Here is an 18,079-nt window from a genome sequence, read left to right as displayed (position 1 = left end):
TTCGAGTATTATAAGATCTTTTATTATGTGGCAAAATACCACAACTTTACCAAGGCGGCCCAGGCGTTAAACAACAGCCAGCCTAATATTACCCGGGCCATGAACTGTCTGGAACAACAGCTGAATACCACTTTATTTATCCGTACCAACCGCGGCGTACAGCTCACTCCGGAAGGAGAACGGCTTTATACCCATGTGCTAAGTGCAATGGAGCAGTTCCAGGCAGCAGAAGAGGAGCTGGCAGACAGCTCCGGATTATCCCATGGAAGTGTAGCCATCGGTGCCAGTGAAACTGCCCTCAATATTTTCCTGCTGGATAAATTAAAAAGTTTTCACATGACTTATCCGGGAATCCGGCTGAAGCTTTACAACCATTCCACACCGGAAGCCAGGAACTTTCCCTTCGGGAGGTAAAGAACTATCCGATGATTTCTCTTGGGCGGGAAACTATGACCTATAAATTTTACAACAGCGTATTTTTATCTCATGGCCTGGATCTTTCCCCGGATACGGAAGCTGCCACTGCGGATCAGATCCTGCCTCTGGTAAAATGCGAGCTCGGGCTTGCTTTTTTGCCCCAGCCGATGGCTGCACCTTCCCTTTTGAAAAAAGAGATCGTACAGATCCCATTAAAAGATGAAATTCCGGAGCGCCAGATCTGCCTGGTGTATGACAGCCAGCATCCTATGGGAGCTGCGGCAAGAGAATTAAAAAATACAATTCTGTTGATTACATAAAAGAAGCGAAAGAACTTGGTTTATTAAACGCGGCACCTATCCAAACACAAGTCAATTGATGAGTCGGGAACATTTTCCCAGCATTTCTGATACTATTTTAATTCATTTGACACCTTTTCGCTAATTGTATGATAGATTTCCTTTGTCGCTGAATCATTTTCACCATTTACGACCAATATTTTTCCATCTATACTCATGACTACATATGAATGACAGGATGAATGGGTATACCTGATATAATCTCCATAAACATCATTTCTAAAATTTCCCATAGCATATCTAAGATTTCCTAAACCGTTGGTTCTATAATCATTCCGGTTCTGAGATGAATTTTCTTCATATGAGATACTGTCAATCTGCGCATAGTCCACTGTATAATCGCTCCAGCCTTGTGCCTCAATGGTAAAATCTTTATCCTCGAAACGAATCTCAATACTTCCCAAAAACAACGTCCATATACCGAATATAATGGTTAAAATGGCTATGATTCCGGATACTCCAATTGTTTTTTTGTTATACTGAATTTTTAATTTTTCTCCGGTCGCTATCTTTTTCTTATAAAAGAGATAAGAATAGAGAATGCTGATGATTGCAGCTGCCATAATGCTTACGATATACAAAACAAGAGCAGCCATACTTTCCTCAAAAAGACCACAGAGCATACACAGAATACCTGATGCCATCCATAGTTTCCCACTGAATCTATGAGTTGCATTCCAGTTTTCCTCATCCTGCAATGTCCATATAACCCGGATTCCTATCGTATTATTCTGCTTTACCTTTGGCAGATAATTTCCTATAACCATGAATAGTAAGCCTGTTCCATAATACATGAATGCCATGAACAGGTTCTCCATGCCTGCTCCGGTATTTACCAATCTGGCAATGCCATTATAGAGCAATGTAATAACAGGTATCATCCATATAGTCATTCCTATAACTTTTGGACTCTGTTGTCGGCTTCTGTTATCATAAAATATGATTGCTACAAATATACAGTGCGTTACTACAAAAAATACATTTATCCATTTACCGTGTGTACTCGTAAAACCCACCAGGACTCCTGCAAGAATTACCAGTATAGAGCTAATTAATGAACCTCTATATTTTTTTATCATTTCCTTCATCGTTCGATGCTCCTTTCAAATCTGTGATCCACAACATGACATCTTCCAATACGGAAGTGTTTAATTCATAATAAATAAACTTTCCTTCTCTTTGGTTTCGGATCAAATCAGCTTCCTTCAATATTGCCAGATGTCTTGATATGGATGCTCCCGTCACTGAAAAATGTTCGCATATTTCTCCAGCTGAAAGCCGCCCATTCTTCAATAAGTTCAAAATCTCACGTCGTGTTGGATCAGCCAGTGCTTTTAATGTATCCTGTATACCCAATAATTCATCACATCCCTTCATTTAACATTTAACTTAATTGTTAAACGTATTATAATGCAAGGAATATTATGTGTCAAGAACCAGTTACTTCAAAATATGGTTGACATTTATATTCTACAGATGTAGAATATAAACAACTTCTACAAAAGTAGAAAATAATAAACAGGGAGAATGCACTATGAAGACAGGAACAGTAAAGTTAATGACACTTATCACTACGGCGGTATTGGGAACTTTTTCAGCAGGAACGGTTCTGGCAGCAGAAAATAATGACTTTTATACACAGCCGCCAGCAGATTCCGACTGGGAAAAGGCAGATACGGAAGGTACTTATGCCAGCTACACGAATGGAAGTGATTATGTAAACATTTACAAATATTCACTTGATGATGTCAATATAGCAATTGCAAAATGCAATGATACGTATGAAGCCTGCTATCAGACAGTTTATTCAGAGGGGAACAGTTTATATATGACGGTGGGATATGCAAAAGATGCAGATGATATCGGTGATGTCAGAAAATTCGTAGAATATATTTCCTATCCAGGAAATCCCTCCCTTACCAGACAGGCAGATGAAGATTCAACAGAGAATTCTGATCAGGAGGATACCGATACTTCCAATCCGGGAGGCAAGGGAGATTCAGATTCTTCCGATACAGAAGTGAATGCTTCCGCAGATAACAGTGATGGTTCAGATATTATTTCCACCTCACCACTGACATTAGTTGACAGTGATGGAAATACAATTGAGATCAATTACATTCTTCACAAAGATTATTCTTGCGAATACCGTGGAGATGATGGAATGAAATATACTGATAATGGGAATGAAACTTATACCGATGAAAATGGAAATACCTACTCAGCTCTGAATGATGACACTCATCATCTGGGACATACGTTGGAACAGCATGACCTTCAGGATGCAAACGGTAATACTGTGACGGTTACGGAAACTACAAATGGTGATTATTATTTCCAGGACGAAAATGGTACAGGATTTACGGACAACGGAGACGGGACATGGAGTGATGAAAATGGCAGCAGCTATACAGAAATAGACTGATAGTGGTCAGTAGCTGCAGGAATGGCAAGGGCATTTGCAAATTGTGCAAAAGCCCTTGCCATTTCCGTGAACCGTGGTAAAATAGAATCATTCCTACATTTGTAGAAAATATGTAACAGGGGAGGTATGAAAAAGTGAAAAAAACTTACCAGAGACTTCCGGACTCAGAGCTGGATATTATGCTCGTTCTTTGGAATAATACTCCGCCGATGACCAGACCGGAGATTGAGAAAGTGATCAATATGAAGAAAAAGCTTGCATCAACAACAATTTTGTCATTGCTGACCAGATTGGAGAACAAAAATTTCGTGGAAGTGACGAAACAGGGAAAAATGAATCTGTATACACCCATGGTTTCGCAGTCAGATTATCAGGCACATGAAAGCCAGAGTGTTCTTGAGAAACTTTATGGGAATTCACTAAAAAAGTTTGTAACTTCACTTTATCATGGAAAGAAGATCAGCTCAGAAGAAGTCCAGGATCTCAGTGAATTTCTTAAGAACCTGGAGGACAGGGAGGAATAGCTAATTATGGAGGTTTTCATTCTGCACATTCTGAAACTGAACATTATTGCAGCAATAGTAATTTTACTGGTAAAAGTGCTTGCGACTCTGTTTAAAGGACGTGTATCAGCGAGATGGAAGTACTTTATCTGGCTGTTGATTACGATAAGCCTTTGTGTTCCGGTGCGCCTTCCGGAGAATCTGGCACTGGTGGATTTCAAAGTACTTAGAAGCAGTCAACAGAATACGCAAAACCCGAAGATAACGGATTACGCAGTCAGACCAGAGGAAAGTCAGAAGATAACAGAAACCGTATCATCTGCGAGCAATGACATGAAAAATCTGACAGAAATTCCGGAACAAAAGAGAACTGTCAGGTACGAATCAGATAAATGGCTGGGAATTGTGGCTGTGATTTTTGTTGTTGTCTGGCCGAGCGTAGCGGTACTTAAACTGACAGGAGAATTGCTGGCATATTATTTTTCTATAAGGAATCTGGAACGGATGAGTCTGCAGGTAAGTGATACGGTGAGTATTCAGATGTACCGTGCAGCGTGTCAAAAGAAGCACGTACGCAGAATACCGGAGCTCAGGCAAAACGCAGGTCTTACCACACCGCTTCTTGCAGGACTTTTACATACAAAATTGTATCTACCAGCAACCGGGTATTCAGCAGAAGAAAGAAAACTTATTTTTTACCATGAACTCACACATTATTGCCATCGGGATCTCTGGTATAAGATGCTCCTTCGAATCTGTGCATCAATATACTGGTTCAACCCCTTTCTTCTTATCATGCTGAAAGAAGCGGATAAGGATATTGAGAATCTGTGTGATACAGCAGTTGTTCGCAGAGTTAATAAAAAGGAACATAAATTATATCGACAGCTGCTTCTCAGGACAGTGGCCATGGAAAATCAGATTCCATATGTGACAGCAAGTCTTAATGACAGCGAAATGGTGTTTAAAGATCGGATTCTGTATATGGTGAACATTCGGAAACTCCGCAGAGGGATTCTTCCGGGAATTCTTGTGACGCTGCTGCTTGCAGGCGGTAATCTGGTATTTAATGTCTCTGCCGGGACAGATACAGTTTCAGTAGAGACGGAGAAGTCTGGTATTGAAAAAAATGCAGATCCAGAGAAAAATAATGTACCGGATTATGCACCGTTTTCTGAAATGGTAACTATGCAGAAAGCTGCTGAAACACAGGACGAAGGAGGAGTGACAGAGAATGCAGATACAGAGGATTCTGTAGACGAAGAGGAAAAAGCAGATGCGGAAACAAACGATGAACCTGCCATGGAAAACAGCGGACAGGTAAGTGAAACGACCGATGATGGAATTACCTCTGACAACAACGAGTCTGTTTCATCTTATGAGAATCTGCCAGCAGGCGTACCATATACCAGTGGATTCACTACTGCTTCCGGTGTAGCATCAATTGTAGCACCGGGTGGAGGAGATGAAGAATCCAGAGTTCTTTACGATAACGGAGATGGGACCTATTCTGATGCTTATGGGAGCCGATACAGTTATCAGGGAGATGGAAACTGGGCAGATGCCAATGGAAATTCATATCGTACCTGGAATGACGAAGACTATAATTTCGGAACACAGCTGGAAAAGCATGAACTCAAGGGCAGCAGCGGCACCGTTAATGTAAAAGAGACTACAAACGGAGATTATTATTACTGTGATTCAGAAGGTGTAGGATACACAGATAATGGTGACGGAACCTGGACCGATGAGAACGGAAATCTTTATGAAGAGTAAATGAAAAGAAACGTTTTCCGGAAGCAAATAAGAGACTGGAAAACGTTTCTTTTCTTGTAAAATGTTATATGAGATATAAAAGCTATTTGGAAATATAATTATTTGATAAGAAAGACATTTTTATTTTACAACAAACAGATATTTTTATGATAAAATATCGGAAAAAAATTTTGGACTGTAACAAAAGTCGTTGCAGTGTCTAAACTACATCAAATGGATACGGAGGAAGAAATGTGCGGGATCTGTGGATTTACAGGTTACAGACAGGATCAGAAGACAGTAATTGAAAGGATGATGAAAGCCATTGAGCATAGAGGCCCGGACAGTGAGGGCTCCTTTTGCAGGGAGAAGATTACGCTGGGCTTTCGAAGACTTAGTATTATTGATTTAGAAGATGGGCAGCAGCCTATGGAAAGTGCGGATGGAAATCTGCATATTGTTTTTAATGGAGAAATCTATGATTATAAAGAACTGCGGGCAGAACTTGAGACTTTCGGCATTTCTTTTTGCACCCATTCCGATACGGAAGTTCTGGTAAATACCCTTCAGCAGTATGGGGAGAAGGCACTGGATAAACTCAGGGGAATGTTTGGGTTTGCAGTATGGAATGAAAAAGAGCAGACTTTGATGCTTGCAAGGGATTTCTTTGGAATTAAGCCTGTGTACTATGCCGAAATAGATGGGCACTTTGTATTTGCTTCTGAAATTAAGAGTATCCTTGCATTTCCAGGCTATGAAAGGAAAGTAAATCAGAAGGCACTGGAGCAGTATTTGTCATTTCAATATTCTCCTCTGGAAGAGACCTTCTTTAAGGGAATTTATAAACTGATGCCTGGACATATGCTTTTATATAAAAACGGAAGCTATGAAATAAAGACTTATTTCAAACCAAAGCTTACACCAGGTCAGTGGAACCATAAGACGAATATGGCGCAGCTGCGGAGCCAGCTTTCCGAGATTTTAAAGGATTCAGTGAAGCATCATATGTTAAGTGATGTGGAAGTCGGCGCATTTTTATCAGGTGGAGTGGATTCCGGTTATCTGGCTTCTTCCTCCGGTGCAGATCAGGCATTTACAGTGGGATTTGATGAGGGAGATCGATATAGTGAAGTAAACAAAGCTGCCAAAGTGGCAGAAAAAGCAGGTTTGAAACACCATGTGAAAATCATATCCAAGCAGGAATTCTGGGATGCCCTTCCAGATGTGATGTATCATATGGATGAACCCCTTGGGGATGCCTCTGCAGTTCACTTTATTTTCTTTCCAAAGAGGCCGCAGGGCATGTCAAGGTAGTCCTTTCCGGGGAAGGCGCAGATGAACTTTTCGGTGGATATAATATTTACAGAGAACCGGAAGCATTAAAGAAAGTTGCCTGGATTCCATTCAGGCTTAGACGTGCTGTTAGAAAACTGGCCGCAAAGCTGCCAGATGTGAAAGGTCGGGATTTTCTTATCCGCGCGGGAATGAAAGTGGAAGAACGTTTCATTGGAAATGCGTATATCTACCGTGAAAAAGAGAAAGCGCAGATTTTGAAAAATAAAGTAACAGGACCTTCCACGCAGGAATATTTAAGACCATTTTATGAAGAGCTTGAGGCAGAAAACAGAGGATCACTTCAAGACATGGAAAAAATGCAGTCTGTAGATTTGAACTACTGGCTTCCTGGCGATATTTTGCAGAAAGCAGATAAAATGAGTATGGCACATTCCCTGGAAGTCAGGGTACCATTTCTGGATAAAGAAGTTTTTGACTTTGCAGCAAAGCTTCCGAAAGAAACTAAGATTGCAGCAGGTACAACCAAATATATTTTCCGTAAAGCTGTTTCAAAATTTCTTCCACAGGAAACCGATGAACGTAAGAAACTTGGTTTTCCCATTCCAATCCGTGTGTGGCTGCGGCAGGATGACTGGTATCAGATGGTAACGGATTTATTTACCTCAAAAGCGGCAGAAGAATTTTTTCGTACAGAGGAACTGCTTCAGCTTCTGAAGGACCATAAAAATAAAAAGGCAGATAACAGTCGTAAAATCTGGACAGTTTTAACATTCCTTATCTGGTACGATAGATTTTTTGCTACATGTTCGAAGGGAGAGTTGGTTACAAGGCTGCAATAATAAAACTTCAATATATTCTTTTTTATATTCATAATAATGCACTAATTAGGTGTCTGGAAGAATTTAAGAAAAATAAATTTGTACCTGTAGAAGAAGCTGAGAAACAGATTAAACTTGGAGCTGTGATTACCAGACTTAACAGTACCATACGGAGAATCAAAAAGTATCTGGATGGAAGCATCCCATGCCTGGAGGAATTGGAAGAAACGCGACTTCCATACTTTGAGAAAAATGCGGACAAACGTGAAAACCGCTGGAGCCAGATCATTAGTGGAAGTGATCTGATTGATACCATCTAAAAAGCAGACAGCCCGATATTTTCGGGCTGTCTGTCATTGGATTAAGGAAAGATATGAGGCAGGAAATACAGTCATTTTTTGCAGCATATCTTTTTTTGTATCATTTTGTCTATATTTTAAAGAATCCTGTTCATGTACAGGGGTTCATTAGTTGGTTATACTAATAAAAAGCGGATGTGATAGTTTATGCAGAAGAAAATCCGGCCGAATACCGGAATTCTCTTCTGGCATTAGCGGCAAACTTTATAATAGTTTGCGTAGAAATTCATCACATATAAGATATAAGCTTTTAAATTTTTCATTTCGTTCACCTCTTTTCTTAACTTACAAGTGCATTATAGATCACCTGAAAGCGGATTACGTGCCAAATGAAAAGAAAAAACAGACAAAATTTGCAGAGGAGAGAAATTATGTTTCCGGTTTATGAAGAGAAAAAAGAAAACCTGCATTTACATTCCCGCATTGCCAGACATGAATCCCCTCATCTGCACAATTCAGTTGAATTCATCTATCTTACAGAAGGATGCTTGGAGCTTGGAATGGGCCAGGAACTCTTTCACATGGAGGAAGGTGATTTTGCAGTCCTTTTTCCGGAAGTGATCCATCACTGCCAGGTCTTTTCAGGAGAGAATAATAAGGCATGCTATCTGTGGGCGCAGCCCATACTTTGCGGACAATTTGCTTCTGTTATGCAGAAATACTGTCCGAAAAATCCTGTGATTAAAAAGCCGCAGGTCCACCGGGATATTGTAAATGCAATTCGGTGCCTGAAGCTCGATAAAAAGGAGCAAAATCCTAACCTTGTTGTAGAACAGGCTTATGTGCAGATCCTTTTGGCCAGAAGTATCCCGGTATTTAACTTACAGGAAAAGAGCAGTGTGGAGAGCAATGATATCATTTATCAGACGGTCTCCTATATTGCAAAACATTTTAAAGAAGAAATGTCCCTGGAAAAGATGGCAAGAGATATGGGAGTAAGTAAATTTACACTTTCGCGTGTCTTTTCCGGAACTTTTCATAGAAATTTTAACCAATATTTAAATGAACAGAGATTAAACTATGTCTGTGTTCATTTAGAGTGTACTGACAAAAGCATTACGGACATTTCCATGGATGCAGGATTTGAAAGTCAGCGGACTTTTAACCGGGTTTTCAGGGAACGCTACAAAATGACACCAAGAGAATACCGGAATCTGTACAGAGAAAAGTTTGTTCTGCAAAATGAAATCATATAGAAAAGAGAGGATAAAAATATGCTGAGTGAGAGTATTGCAAAACTGGTACAGTATGGAGTCGAGACGGAACTGATACCAGAATGTGAGAGAAATTACACAACAAATCTTCTGCTGGATGTATTTTACGAGGATGATTACACTGCACCGGAACAGGAATTTCAGAACATTGAACTTGAGAAGGTTCTGGATGAACTGTTAAAAGAGGCAATTGATCGGGGATTGATTGAAGACAGTGTTGTCTATAAAGACCTGTTTGATACCAGACTGATGAATTGCCTCATGCCACGACCTGCAGAAGTACAGACAACGTTCTGGAAAAAATATGGGGAGAATCCAAAAGCAGCTTGTAGGCGGTTCTATTTTAAGCCATGACCATTTCCAGGGAGGACATTATACCTTCGCAATGGCTAAGGCACCGATTGAAAAGCATGTGACCATTCCTGGATTTGAGGATGTGGAAGCGGGAATTGTAAAGTGGCCGTTATCAGTGCTCCGTATCCGTCATAAAAATCCAGAACGGTTGATTGACCTTGCAACACATGTGCTGCAGGCATGGAGAGGCTATACAGATGAAGCAGCCTTTGTATTTGCCAATACGGACGGAGAGCCACATAATACCATAACCCCAATTGCCCGTAAAGTGGAAGATGTATACGAGCTGGATCTGACACTTCGCAATAATATTACGACGAAAGAACATCCACTTGGTGTATATCATCCACATGCACAGTACCATCATATTAAAAAGGAAAATATCGGACTGATCGAGGTAATGGGGCTTGCAGTTCTTCCGGCCAGATTAAAAGAAGAGCTGGAGCTTTTAGAGGAATACATTTTATCTGGAAAAGATATTTCTTCAAATGAAAAAATAGCAAAGCATGAGGATTGGGTGAAAGAATTGCTGGAAAAATATCCGGATATTAATGCAGAGAACATTCATGCAATTCTTCAAAAAGAAGTAGGACTGGTGTTTGTACATGTGCTGGAAGATGCCGGAGTTTATAAATGCACACCAAAAGGAAGAGAAGCTTTTATGCGTTTTGTGGACAGTTTATAGGACGTGTTTTGACCGTGATTATAATGAATGCTGTAGTATGAAGTACAAAACTACAGAACAAGAAAATATTTTATAACAGCAGTTGCAGCCGGTATCTCATGATATATAAAATGAGAATATCGGCTGCTTTTCATTATTTTTACCCCTAAAAGGTAATCTTCTGAAAACCAAAACTGTAGTTTGGATCTCAACTGAAAAAAATTAAATTTTTTTGTTACCATCCACTATTTTTTACGATATATAATATGAATGGAAATTTTTTTATTCAAAAAGGCGCCTTATCTGTTGCTGGTCAGATTATGGACAGTGACTTTTAGCTTAAAGAAACCCGGAGGACAACCTGTAAATGAATGATGATGAAATTATAAACCTGTTTTTGAAAAGAGATGAGAATGGAATTATAGAATTGAGTACTAAGTATCATCCCTATTGCTACAAGATTGCCTGGAATTTATTGGCGAATAGAGAAGATGCCGAGGAATGTCTGAATGATACCTGGTTTTCAGTATGGTCACAGATTCCTCCTACGCATCCTCCTGTATTGGCACACTTTTGCGGTCGGATTACAAGAAATCTTAGTATTGACCGTTTAAGAAAAAAGTTTGCAGGCAAGCGCCCGGATGTTCATATGGCAGATGTTATAGAGGAAATGGATCAGCTAAATGTAACTTATACCGTGGAAGAACAGCTGGCGGAAAAAGAACTGATGGAAACCATAAATCGTTTTTTGGAAGAAATGTCTCCAAAGGACAGAAATATTTTTGTACGAAGATACTGGTTTTTAGATCCTGTTTCTGCAATATCCCAAAAGCATCATATGTCAGCGGGAAGCGTGAAAATGAATTTATACAGAAACCGGAAAAAGCTGTTGAAACTGTTGGAAAAAGAAGGAGGACGCATATGAAAAAGTTTGATTTTTCAAAAGAATTTGGTAATATTGATCCGAAATATATAGAGGAAGCAGAGCGGGAATGGAGTGAAAAAAAGGAAAACCGGAGACCAAAAAAGTGGAGCATAGTAGCAGCTGCCTGTGTGATCGTCACCTTGGGTTCTGTTATCTTTTCTAATCCACATATCCAGGCTGCAATAAAAAATATTACATTGTCCATAGGAGAAACCCTTGGTTTCCCAAAAAGCATTGAATCTTATACGGAAGTGTTGAATACCTCTAAGGAAGACACGGGAATTACTGTAACATTAAAAGAAGTTGTTCTGGATAATGGGGTTCTGTTAACAAAGGTGCATGCAGAAAAAAAATCTTCCGGGCAAAAGGTCACGGATGATGTCCAGGATGCCTGGACCTTTGCCAATACACAGCTTGACATTGATTATCAGAAAACTACAATAAATGGACAGAAAATTGAAGAATACGAAAGCGGACACTATCTGCCGTATTCGGATGAGGATTTGCTAAATATTGGACTGGATGAAAATGTCTATGATGCTGTTCTGGAATCCCGCTTTTCCCTTGATGGGGATCTGGGAGAAAATCCGGAAGTACATTTGGTACTCGGTGCCTATCAAAATGAAAATCTTGGCGAAGATTATTTCGCAGAGTTTGAGTTTGATTTTTCTATTCCCCATGAGGAGCTTATGAAACAGACAGTTCATAAAAAGCTGGAAGATGTTTCTGTTAAAACAGAAGAAGGAACCGTAAAATTAACAGACTTTTCCATGAATAAACTGCAAAGTATAATTAAGGCAGAAATTCCGGAAGAACTTGAGGAAAAGCTGTATAATGGTAATGAGATGATGCTTATGGGGACAGACAGTAAAGGAAATCAGGTACAGTATGAACTGCGCAGTAATTCGGCAGATGGTAAGTCTCAATGGAGTTTTAAAACCAGTTTCTGGGGTATGTATCAGCTGGATTCTGACGGCCCGGTTCTTTTGCTCCCGGATATTGACAGCGATTATCTGGAATTACAGCTTTATACCAGAGAACCTTACATGGCTGCCGCAGACACTGTCTGGGTTGATGACGATTTTGTAGAAATTGGTGAGACTACAGAAGAAGTAGAAGAAGTTCCAGAGGATACTTTGGAGGGAGAAAATCCGTCAGATGCAGAGGAGCCGATTGAAACTCAAATTATCGGAGGGGCAGCAGCTCCCACAGAAGTAAGGCTTCAAGACGATACAGACCAGAAAGAAAATACCGACGCAGCAGATAAAACGGATGAAGATTATGGAACCGAAGAAAGCGCATATGATGGAACTACAGGTGAAATCACTGCAGAATCTGACTGGACACCTGTCAGTGAAAAAATAAGGATTCAGATTAAGTAGAGAAACGTGAATCTTCTTAAAAAATACCATGTCAAAGAAGCTTTGCATACCTGTTTTTTCCACTGTAAAAGGTAAATTGCTTTTCATTAGGCAGAATTTTTTATATAATCCAAGTGAGAAGCAAAACCGATTGGAAGAACAGGAGCAGAGCAAATATGAACATTGGAACGCAGATATTAAAAATACGAAAAGAAAAGGCGCTGACTCAGGAGGAATTTGGAAAAATATTTCATGTTACCAGACAGACTGTGTCTAATTGGGAGAATGAAAAGAGCTTCACGTTCATGGAAAAACAAATTCGTGCGATTTGACCAGATTGTGGGGAAAGCTGTTGTAAGATACTATCCTTCTTTTAAGTGATTAGGATAATAAGAAACGCGAATATCAGTGGCTTATTTAGTACTGGAATATTCGCGTTTTTTATTTGATATCGCAAAGTTTTTATATTTTCAAATATATGTAATCAGTTGGCAGCCGGTTTTCTAAAAAGATTAAAAATTCCTGTCTGCTCAATCAATCTTGTGATGGTAAAGAAGATAAAGGAATCAATTGGCCACATGATCAGGTTCTTTACAGTACGCATTGGGAGGATTGCAAGGAATCCTTTTCCGTAAAGCATGTCCAGCCATAAGGTATTTAACAGAACATTTACAATCAGAACGACAACCAGTTTTGCAATCAGCACGCGACGGAAAGTGAGCTTATGTTTGTAGTAAAAACATCCATAAATAAATGCCGCGAGCATTGCGTTAAAGGTGAACCCAAAGAAAAATGGACCATCAGGGCGGATAAAGAATTTCACAATATCCAGCACACCGGCAAACAGACATCCGGTAATGGGTCCAAACAGATAATCAGCAATCTGGTTTGGGATACCGGAAAATCCAATTTTTACATAGGGACCGATATTGATAGAAGCAACTGAATTTAAAATCAGTGCCAGGGCAGCAAGCATTGCACAGACTGCCAGTGTAGAAGTGGTTTTCAGCTCTTTGGCTGAGGTGAGAAACATGTTCTTTGTTTTCTCCATAAAAAAATTACCTCCTTTTCTTTTTTCGCTCACAATAGGAGATAATTTATGGATTCATATTTATCTTCTGTTGCAGCGAGAAGCAATCCACGAACCGCAAGATTTCTCTTTTCGTCCTCCGGCAACTCTCCATCCGGAAGGCACTTTACGCTCATGAATTTACTCTGCATTACTTTACATGGGGCAGTATATAACAGATTATTGGAAAAAGCAAGAAAAAAAATATATAAAAATATAAGTTTTTGCAATTAAGAAAACAGACAAGAAATCGTGGCATTTTCTCCATATTTTCTAAAACTTTGTCCATATGTTTTTACAAAAATCAGACTATAATAAAAGAAAAAACCGTTCAGGAGGAATCATTATGGCAATTTTAGTTACAGGTGGTGCTGGTTATATTGGAAGCCACACGGTAGTGGAGCTTCAGAATGCAGGATATGATGTTGTGGTACTGGACAATTTAAGCAATGCAAGTGAAAAAGCACTGGACAGAGTATCAAAAATCACAGGAAAACCAGTGAAGTTTTATAAGGCAGATATTCTGGACAGAGATGCTTTAAATAATATTTTTGACAAGGAAACTATTGAGTCCTGCATCCATTTTGCAGGTTTGAAGGCAGTTGGAGAATCTGTGGTTAAGCCCTGGGAGTATTATGAAAATAACATAGCAGGCACTTTAACCCTGGTTGATGTAATGAGAAAACATAATGTGAAAAATATTATTTTCTCTTCCTCAGCAACTGTATATGGAGATCCGGCACAGATTCCGATTACAGAAGAATGCCCAAAGGGACAGTGTACGAATCCGTATGGCTGGACAAAATCCATGCTGGAACAGGTGCTTACCGATATCCAGAAAGCAGATCCAGAATGGAATGTTATGCTTCTTCGTTACTTTAATCCAATTGGCGCACATAAGAGTGGAACAATTGGAGAGAACCCAAATGGCATTCCCAATAACCTTATGCCATATATTACACAGGTAGCAGTTGGTAAGCTGAAGGAACTTGGTGTATTTGGAAATGATTATGATACTCCGGATGGAACTGGTGTAAGAGACTATATTCATGTTGTGGATCTGGCAAAGGGGCATGTAAAAGCGCTTAAGAAAATCGAGGAAAATCCTGGGCTTGCGATTTACAATCTGGGAACCGGAAAGGGCTATAGTGTTCTTGATATTGTAAAGAATTTTGAAGCTGCAACTGGTGTGAAAATTCCATATGTGATCAAACCTCGCCGAGCCGGAGATATTGCAACTTGTTATTGTGATGCATCTAAGGCAGAAAAAGAGCTTGGCTGGAAAGCAGAAAACGGTATCCGTGAGATGTGTGAAGATTCCTGGAGATGGCAGTCTAATAATCCGCAGGGATATGAAGAATAGGATGTATATTTAAAATAAGAGAGCTGTGAGATGCAGCCCTCTTATTTTTTTGAATAATTGACCTTATGTTATAAATGAACGCATTTTTATCCTAAAATGTTCTATTTTTTTAAATTCTACAATTTTGTGCATGTTTTGTTAAATGTTGTTTATGTAATTTTGGAAAAGATAAAGATATAATCATATTCGGATTAAGGAAGTACGAAAATAAACCTGAAAAAAACAGGAGAAAGAGAAGGAAAACATGGAAGAAAAAAGATATTTGAAATGGTACAACAAAGTCGGATACGGTTCCGGAGATGTGGCTGGAAATGTGGTATATGCATTCCTTTCCACCTTCGTAATGCTCTATCTGACCAATACTGTTGGATTGAATCCGGGTATTGTAGGAACATTGATTGCAGTATCAAAACTGTTTGATGGAGTGACCGATATTTTCTTCGGCTCTATGATTGATAAGACAAAAACAAAAATGGGAAAAGCAAAACCCTGGATGCTGTATGGTTATATCGGCTGTGCAGTTACTTTGATCGGTGTATTTGCAATTCCGGAAAGTCTTGGACAGACAGCGCAGTATGCATGGTTCTTTATTGCATATTCCCTGTTAAATGCAGTATTCTATACAGCAAATAACATTGCATATTCAGCTCTTACAGCTCTGATTACCAAGAACAGCAAAGAACGTGTAGAAATGGGATCTTACCGTTTTATCTTTGCATTTTCTACCAGCCTTTTGATCCAGTCTGTTACTATCAAGTTTGTTGAGATTATGGGAGGGGGAGCTGCTGGATGGAGAACTGTAGCAATCATTTATGCCATCATTGGACTTATTATAAATACAGTTTCTGCATTATCTGTAAAAGAGCTTCCAGAAGAAGTCTTAAACGAAGATGCGTCCAGCGCAGTAGATGAAAAATACAGCCTTATTGAAGCTGCAAAACTGTTATTTTCCAACAGATTTTATATTATGATCTGTGTAACCTACATTCTGCAGCAGATTTATTCCGCAATGCTCAGTATGGGTATTTATTACATGATGTATGTATTGAAAAACGAGGATCTGTTCCCGGTATTTTCCTGGGCAATCAATATCCCGTTAATCATTGCGCTGGTTATTACACCATCTTTAGTAGCAAAATGGAAAGGCTTATATAAGCTGAATCTGGTTGGATATACCATTGGAACCATTGGACGTGCCCTTGTAGTAGTTGCTGCTTATATGGGAAGCGTACCGCTTATGATTGCCTTTACAGCCGTTGCTGCATTTGGTATGGGACCATGGCAGGGTGATATGAATGCGGTGATTGCTAACTGTTCAGAGTATACCTATCTGACAAAGCATAAACGTGTAGACGGAACCATGTATTCCTGTACTTCCCTTGGTGTGAAACTTGGAGGAGGACTTGGAACTGCGATTACAGGCTGGCTTCTGGAATTCAGCCACTTTAACAGTTCACTTGCTGTACAGCCGGATTCCTGCCTTAGCATGCTTCATACTATGTATCTGTGGATTCCAGTTGTGATTTGTGTAATCATTACTTTTATTATGTCACAGATGAATGTGGAAAAGGCAAATGAAGAATTAAAGAACAGTAAAATGCTGAAAGCAAAATAATCATTAAGATAACGAAATATAGCAATGGGATGTAACAATAAAAATGTCTAGAGGATGATTATGAACTATAGCGACTTAAAAGAAGACAAAAGATTAATTGAAGCAGTACCGACCGCAAGACAGATTGCATATGAAAGCATGGAATTTTTCTGTTTCATTCATTTTACAGTAAATACCTTTACCGGAAGAGAATGGGGCGATGGAACAGAGCCGGAATCTATTTTTAATCCGACAGAGCTGGATGCAAAACAGTGGGCGAAAACAGCCGCAGAGGGCGGTATGAAGGGACTGATCCTTACCTGCAAACATCACGACGGATTCTGCCTGTGGCCATCAAAATACACCGAACACAGTATCAAAAACTCTCTATATAAAAATGGAAAGGGTGATATTGTAAGAGAAACAATGGAGGCTTGCAGAGAATATGGCCTGAAGTTTGGTGTTTATCTTTCTCCTTGGGACAGAAACAATGAATCCTATGGAAAAGGAAAAGAGTATGATGACTATTATGTGAATCAGCTTACAGAGCTTCTGACAGAGTATGGTGATATTTTTGTAGTATGGTTGGACGGTGCCTGTGGGGAAGGCGCAAACGGAAAGGTACAGAAATATGACTGGCAAAGATACTACCAGGTAGTTCGCAAGCTGCAGCCAAATGCTGTGATCTCTATTTCTGGTCCTGATATCCGTTGGTGTGGAAATGAAGCTGGTGAGGTACGCCCAAGTGAATGGAGCGTGGTAGCAGCAGATATGAAAGATCCGGCTCTGACCGCAGAGTTAAGCCAGCAGGAGGATAATGAAGAGTTCCGTGAAAGACCATTGGATGAAACACAGTCTGATCTGGGAAGCAGGGAACGTCTTGCGAAGGAAGAACGACTTGCCTGGTATCCGGCTGAGACAGATGTCTCCATCAGACCGGGCTGGTTCTATCACGAAGAAGAGGATGATAAAGTACGTTCTTTTGAGAATCTGAAGGATATTTACTTAAAATCAGTTGGTGGAAATACTACACTTCTGTTAAACATCCCTCCGATGAAAAACGGAAAGATCCATCCAACGGATATTCAGAACCTGAAGCAGTTAGGTGGCTTTATCAAAGAAAGCTTTTCCAATAATTTAGTGGAAGAAGCTGGTATTACAACCATTCCACCACTTGACTGCCGGGAGATGTCCCCAGAAGTTCTTAGAACCGATGATTATGAGACTTATTTTCTGAATGAGGCTGGAACCAATAAACTGGTTATCAAGATTAAATGGATTGAAAGAAAAAAACTACATTATCTTGTTCTGAAAGAAGCAATTCCGCTTAGCCAGAGAGTTGAGGCATTTAATGTCTGCTATGAAGAAAACGGCAGCATAAAAAAATGCTATGAAGGAACAACTATCGGATATAAGAGAATCGTCGATTTGAAGGGAATCCATACAGATAGTCTGGCAATCGTAATTGAAGATTCCAGAGTTGCACCTGCGATGGCATTTGTGGGAGTATATTAAAATAGAAGAATAAGAAGTACATATGACTAGGGGAGAGCGTATGTAGAATATTAGTAATAAAAATAAATCAATTAAAAGCCCAGGCAGT

General features: G+C 39.6%; 16 protein-coding genes, 2 pseudogenes and 1 riboswitch. Of the genes and pseudogenes, 15 read left to right on the top strand and 3 right to left on the bottom strand.

The annotated features are described in order from the left end of the window. A partial coding sequence (locus AB5Z12_RS15835) for a LysR family transcriptional regulator (RefSeq protein ID WP_347708410.1) occupies positions 1-414 on the top strand: 414 nt, incomplete at its 5' end. 11 nt (positions 415-425) lie between these two features. Then, a complete protein-coding gene (locus tag AB5Z12_RS15830) occupies positions 426-737 on the top strand; it encodes a LysR family transcriptional regulator substrate-binding protein (protein WP_330602973.1) in 312 nt (103 codons plus the stop codon). Positions 738-829: 92 nt separating this feature from the next. Here the strand turns inward: AB5Z12_RS15830 and AB5Z12_RS15825 are convergent, their stop codons facing one another. Together AB5Z12_RS15825 and AB5Z12_RS15820 are read right to left on the bottom strand one after the other, a co-directional pair. Continuing rightward, positions 830-1,669, bottom strand: coding sequence for an SdpI family protein (locus AB5Z12_RS15825; RefSeq protein WP_368368703.1), 840 nt, complete (start codon positions 1,667-1,669; stop codon positions 830-832). Between the two features lie 169 nt (positions 1,670-1,838). Beyond that, on the bottom strand, positions 1,839-2,132 hold the full coding sequence (locus tag AB5Z12_RS15820) for an autorepressor SdpR family transcription factor (protein WP_195993142.1): 294 nt from the start codon (positions 2,130-2,132) through the stop codon (positions 1,839-1,841). Between the two features lie 178 nt (positions 2,133-2,310). On the opposite strand from AB5Z12_RS15820, the gene AB5Z12_RS15815 reads away from it, so the two are divergent. From AB5Z12_RS15815 to AB5Z12_RS15770, 10 genes and pseudogenes are all read left to right on the top strand, one after another. Continuing rightward, positions 2,311-3,201, top strand: coding sequence for a hypothetical protein (locus AB5Z12_RS15815; protein WP_173717378.1), 891 nt, complete (start codon positions 2,311-2,313; stop codon positions 3,199-3,201). Between the two features lie 134 nt (positions 3,202-3,335). Beyond that, positions 3,336-3,725, top strand: coding sequence for a BlaI/MecI/CopY family transcriptional regulator (locus AB5Z12_RS15810; protein ID WP_148463261.1), 390 nt, complete (start codon positions 3,336-3,338; stop codon positions 3,723-3,725). Between the two features lie 6 nt (positions 3,726-3,731). Next, a complete protein-coding gene (locus AB5Z12_RS15805; protein WP_173717379.1) occupies positions 3,732-5,480 on the top strand; it encodes a M56 family metallopeptidase in 1,749 nt (582 codons plus the stop codon). Between the two features lie 213 nt (positions 5,481-5,693). Further along, a pseudogene (asnB, locus tag AB5Z12_RS15800) lies at positions 5,694-7,594 on the top strand (asparagine synthase (glutamine-hydrolyzing)). Next, positions 7,558-7,893, top strand: coding sequence for a hypothetical protein (locus tag AB5Z12_RS15795; RefSeq protein WP_173717381.1), 336 nt, complete (start codon positions 7,558-7,560; stop codon positions 7,891-7,893). Before asnB ends, AB5Z12_RS15795 begins: the two are co-directional and overlap by 37 nt. Positions 7,894-8,303: 410 nt before the next feature. Continuing rightward, positions 8,304-9,128, top strand: a complete 825-nt coding sequence (locus tag AB5Z12_RS15790) for an AraC family transcriptional regulator (RefSeq protein ID WP_173772789.1) — start codon at positions 8,304-8,306, stop codon at positions 9,126-9,128. An 18-nt stretch (positions 9,129-9,146) separates the two neighbouring features. Then, positions 9,147-10,185: pseudogene (locus AB5Z12_RS15785) on the top strand (hypothetical protein). Positions 10,186-10,531: 346 nt separating this feature from the next. Next, positions 10,532-11,089: an RNA polymerase sigma factor gene (locus AB5Z12_RS15780; protein ID WP_173772790.1), complete on the top strand. Its 558-nt coding sequence runs from the start codon at positions 10,532-10,534 to the stop codon at positions 11,087-11,089. Further along, on the top strand, positions 11,086-12,471 hold the full coding sequence (locus AB5Z12_RS15775; RefSeq protein ID WP_368368702.1) for a DUF4179 domain-containing protein: 1,386 nt from the start codon (positions 11,086-11,088) through the stop codon (positions 12,469-12,471). Before AB5Z12_RS15780 ends, AB5Z12_RS15775 begins: the two co-directional genes overlap by 4 nt. 155 nt (positions 12,472-12,626) lie before the next feature. Then, entirely contained in the window at positions 12,627-12,782 is a 156-nt protein-coding gene (locus tag AB5Z12_RS15770; protein ID WP_173717385.1) for a helix-turn-helix transcriptional regulator, read from the top strand. Between the two features lie 152 nt (positions 12,783-12,934). Here the strand turns inward: AB5Z12_RS15770 and AB5Z12_RS15765 are convergent, their stop codons facing one another. After that, entirely contained in the window at positions 12,935-13,501 is a 567-nt protein-coding gene (locus AB5Z12_RS15765; RefSeq protein ID WP_118583984.1) for a folate family ECF transporter S component, read from the bottom strand. Between the two features lie 71 nt (positions 13,502-13,572). After that, a riboswitch (THF riboswitch) is annotated at positions 13,573-13,670 on the bottom strand. Positions 13,671-13,865: 195 nt separating this feature from the next. Here AB5Z12_RS15765 and galE point away from each other — a divergent pair. From galE to AB5Z12_RS15750, 3 genes are all read left to right on the top strand, one after another. Beyond that, the gene (gene galE / locus AB5Z12_RS15760) at positions 13,866-14,882 is read left to right on the top strand and encodes a UDP-glucose 4-epimerase GalE (protein ID WP_148463275.1); all 1,017 of its coding nucleotides are present in this window, start codon (positions 13,866-13,868) and stop codon (positions 14,880-14,882) included. Between the two features lie 244 nt (positions 14,883-15,126). Next, positions 15,127-16,497: an MFS transporter gene (locus tag AB5Z12_RS15755; RefSeq protein ID WP_173717386.1), complete on the top strand. Its 1,371-nt coding sequence runs from the start codon at positions 15,127-15,129 to the stop codon at positions 16,495-16,497. 60 nt (positions 16,498-16,557) lie between these two features. After that, positions 16,558-17,991, top strand: coding sequence for an alpha-L-fucosidase (locus AB5Z12_RS15750; RefSeq protein WP_368357370.1), 1,434 nt, complete (start codon positions 16,558-16,560; stop codon positions 17,989-17,991). Positions 17,992-18,079: the final 88 nt, after the last annotated feature.

This window comes from Ruminococcus sp. RTP21358st1_G6_RTP21358_211008 (assembly GCF_040908885.1).
Lineage (GTDB): Bacteria > Bacillota > Clostridia > Lachnospirales > Lachnospiraceae > Blautia_A > Blautia_A faecis.
Note: the sequence above shows the minus strand (reverse complement) of the source record. Positions and strands in the feature narration are given on the sequence as shown.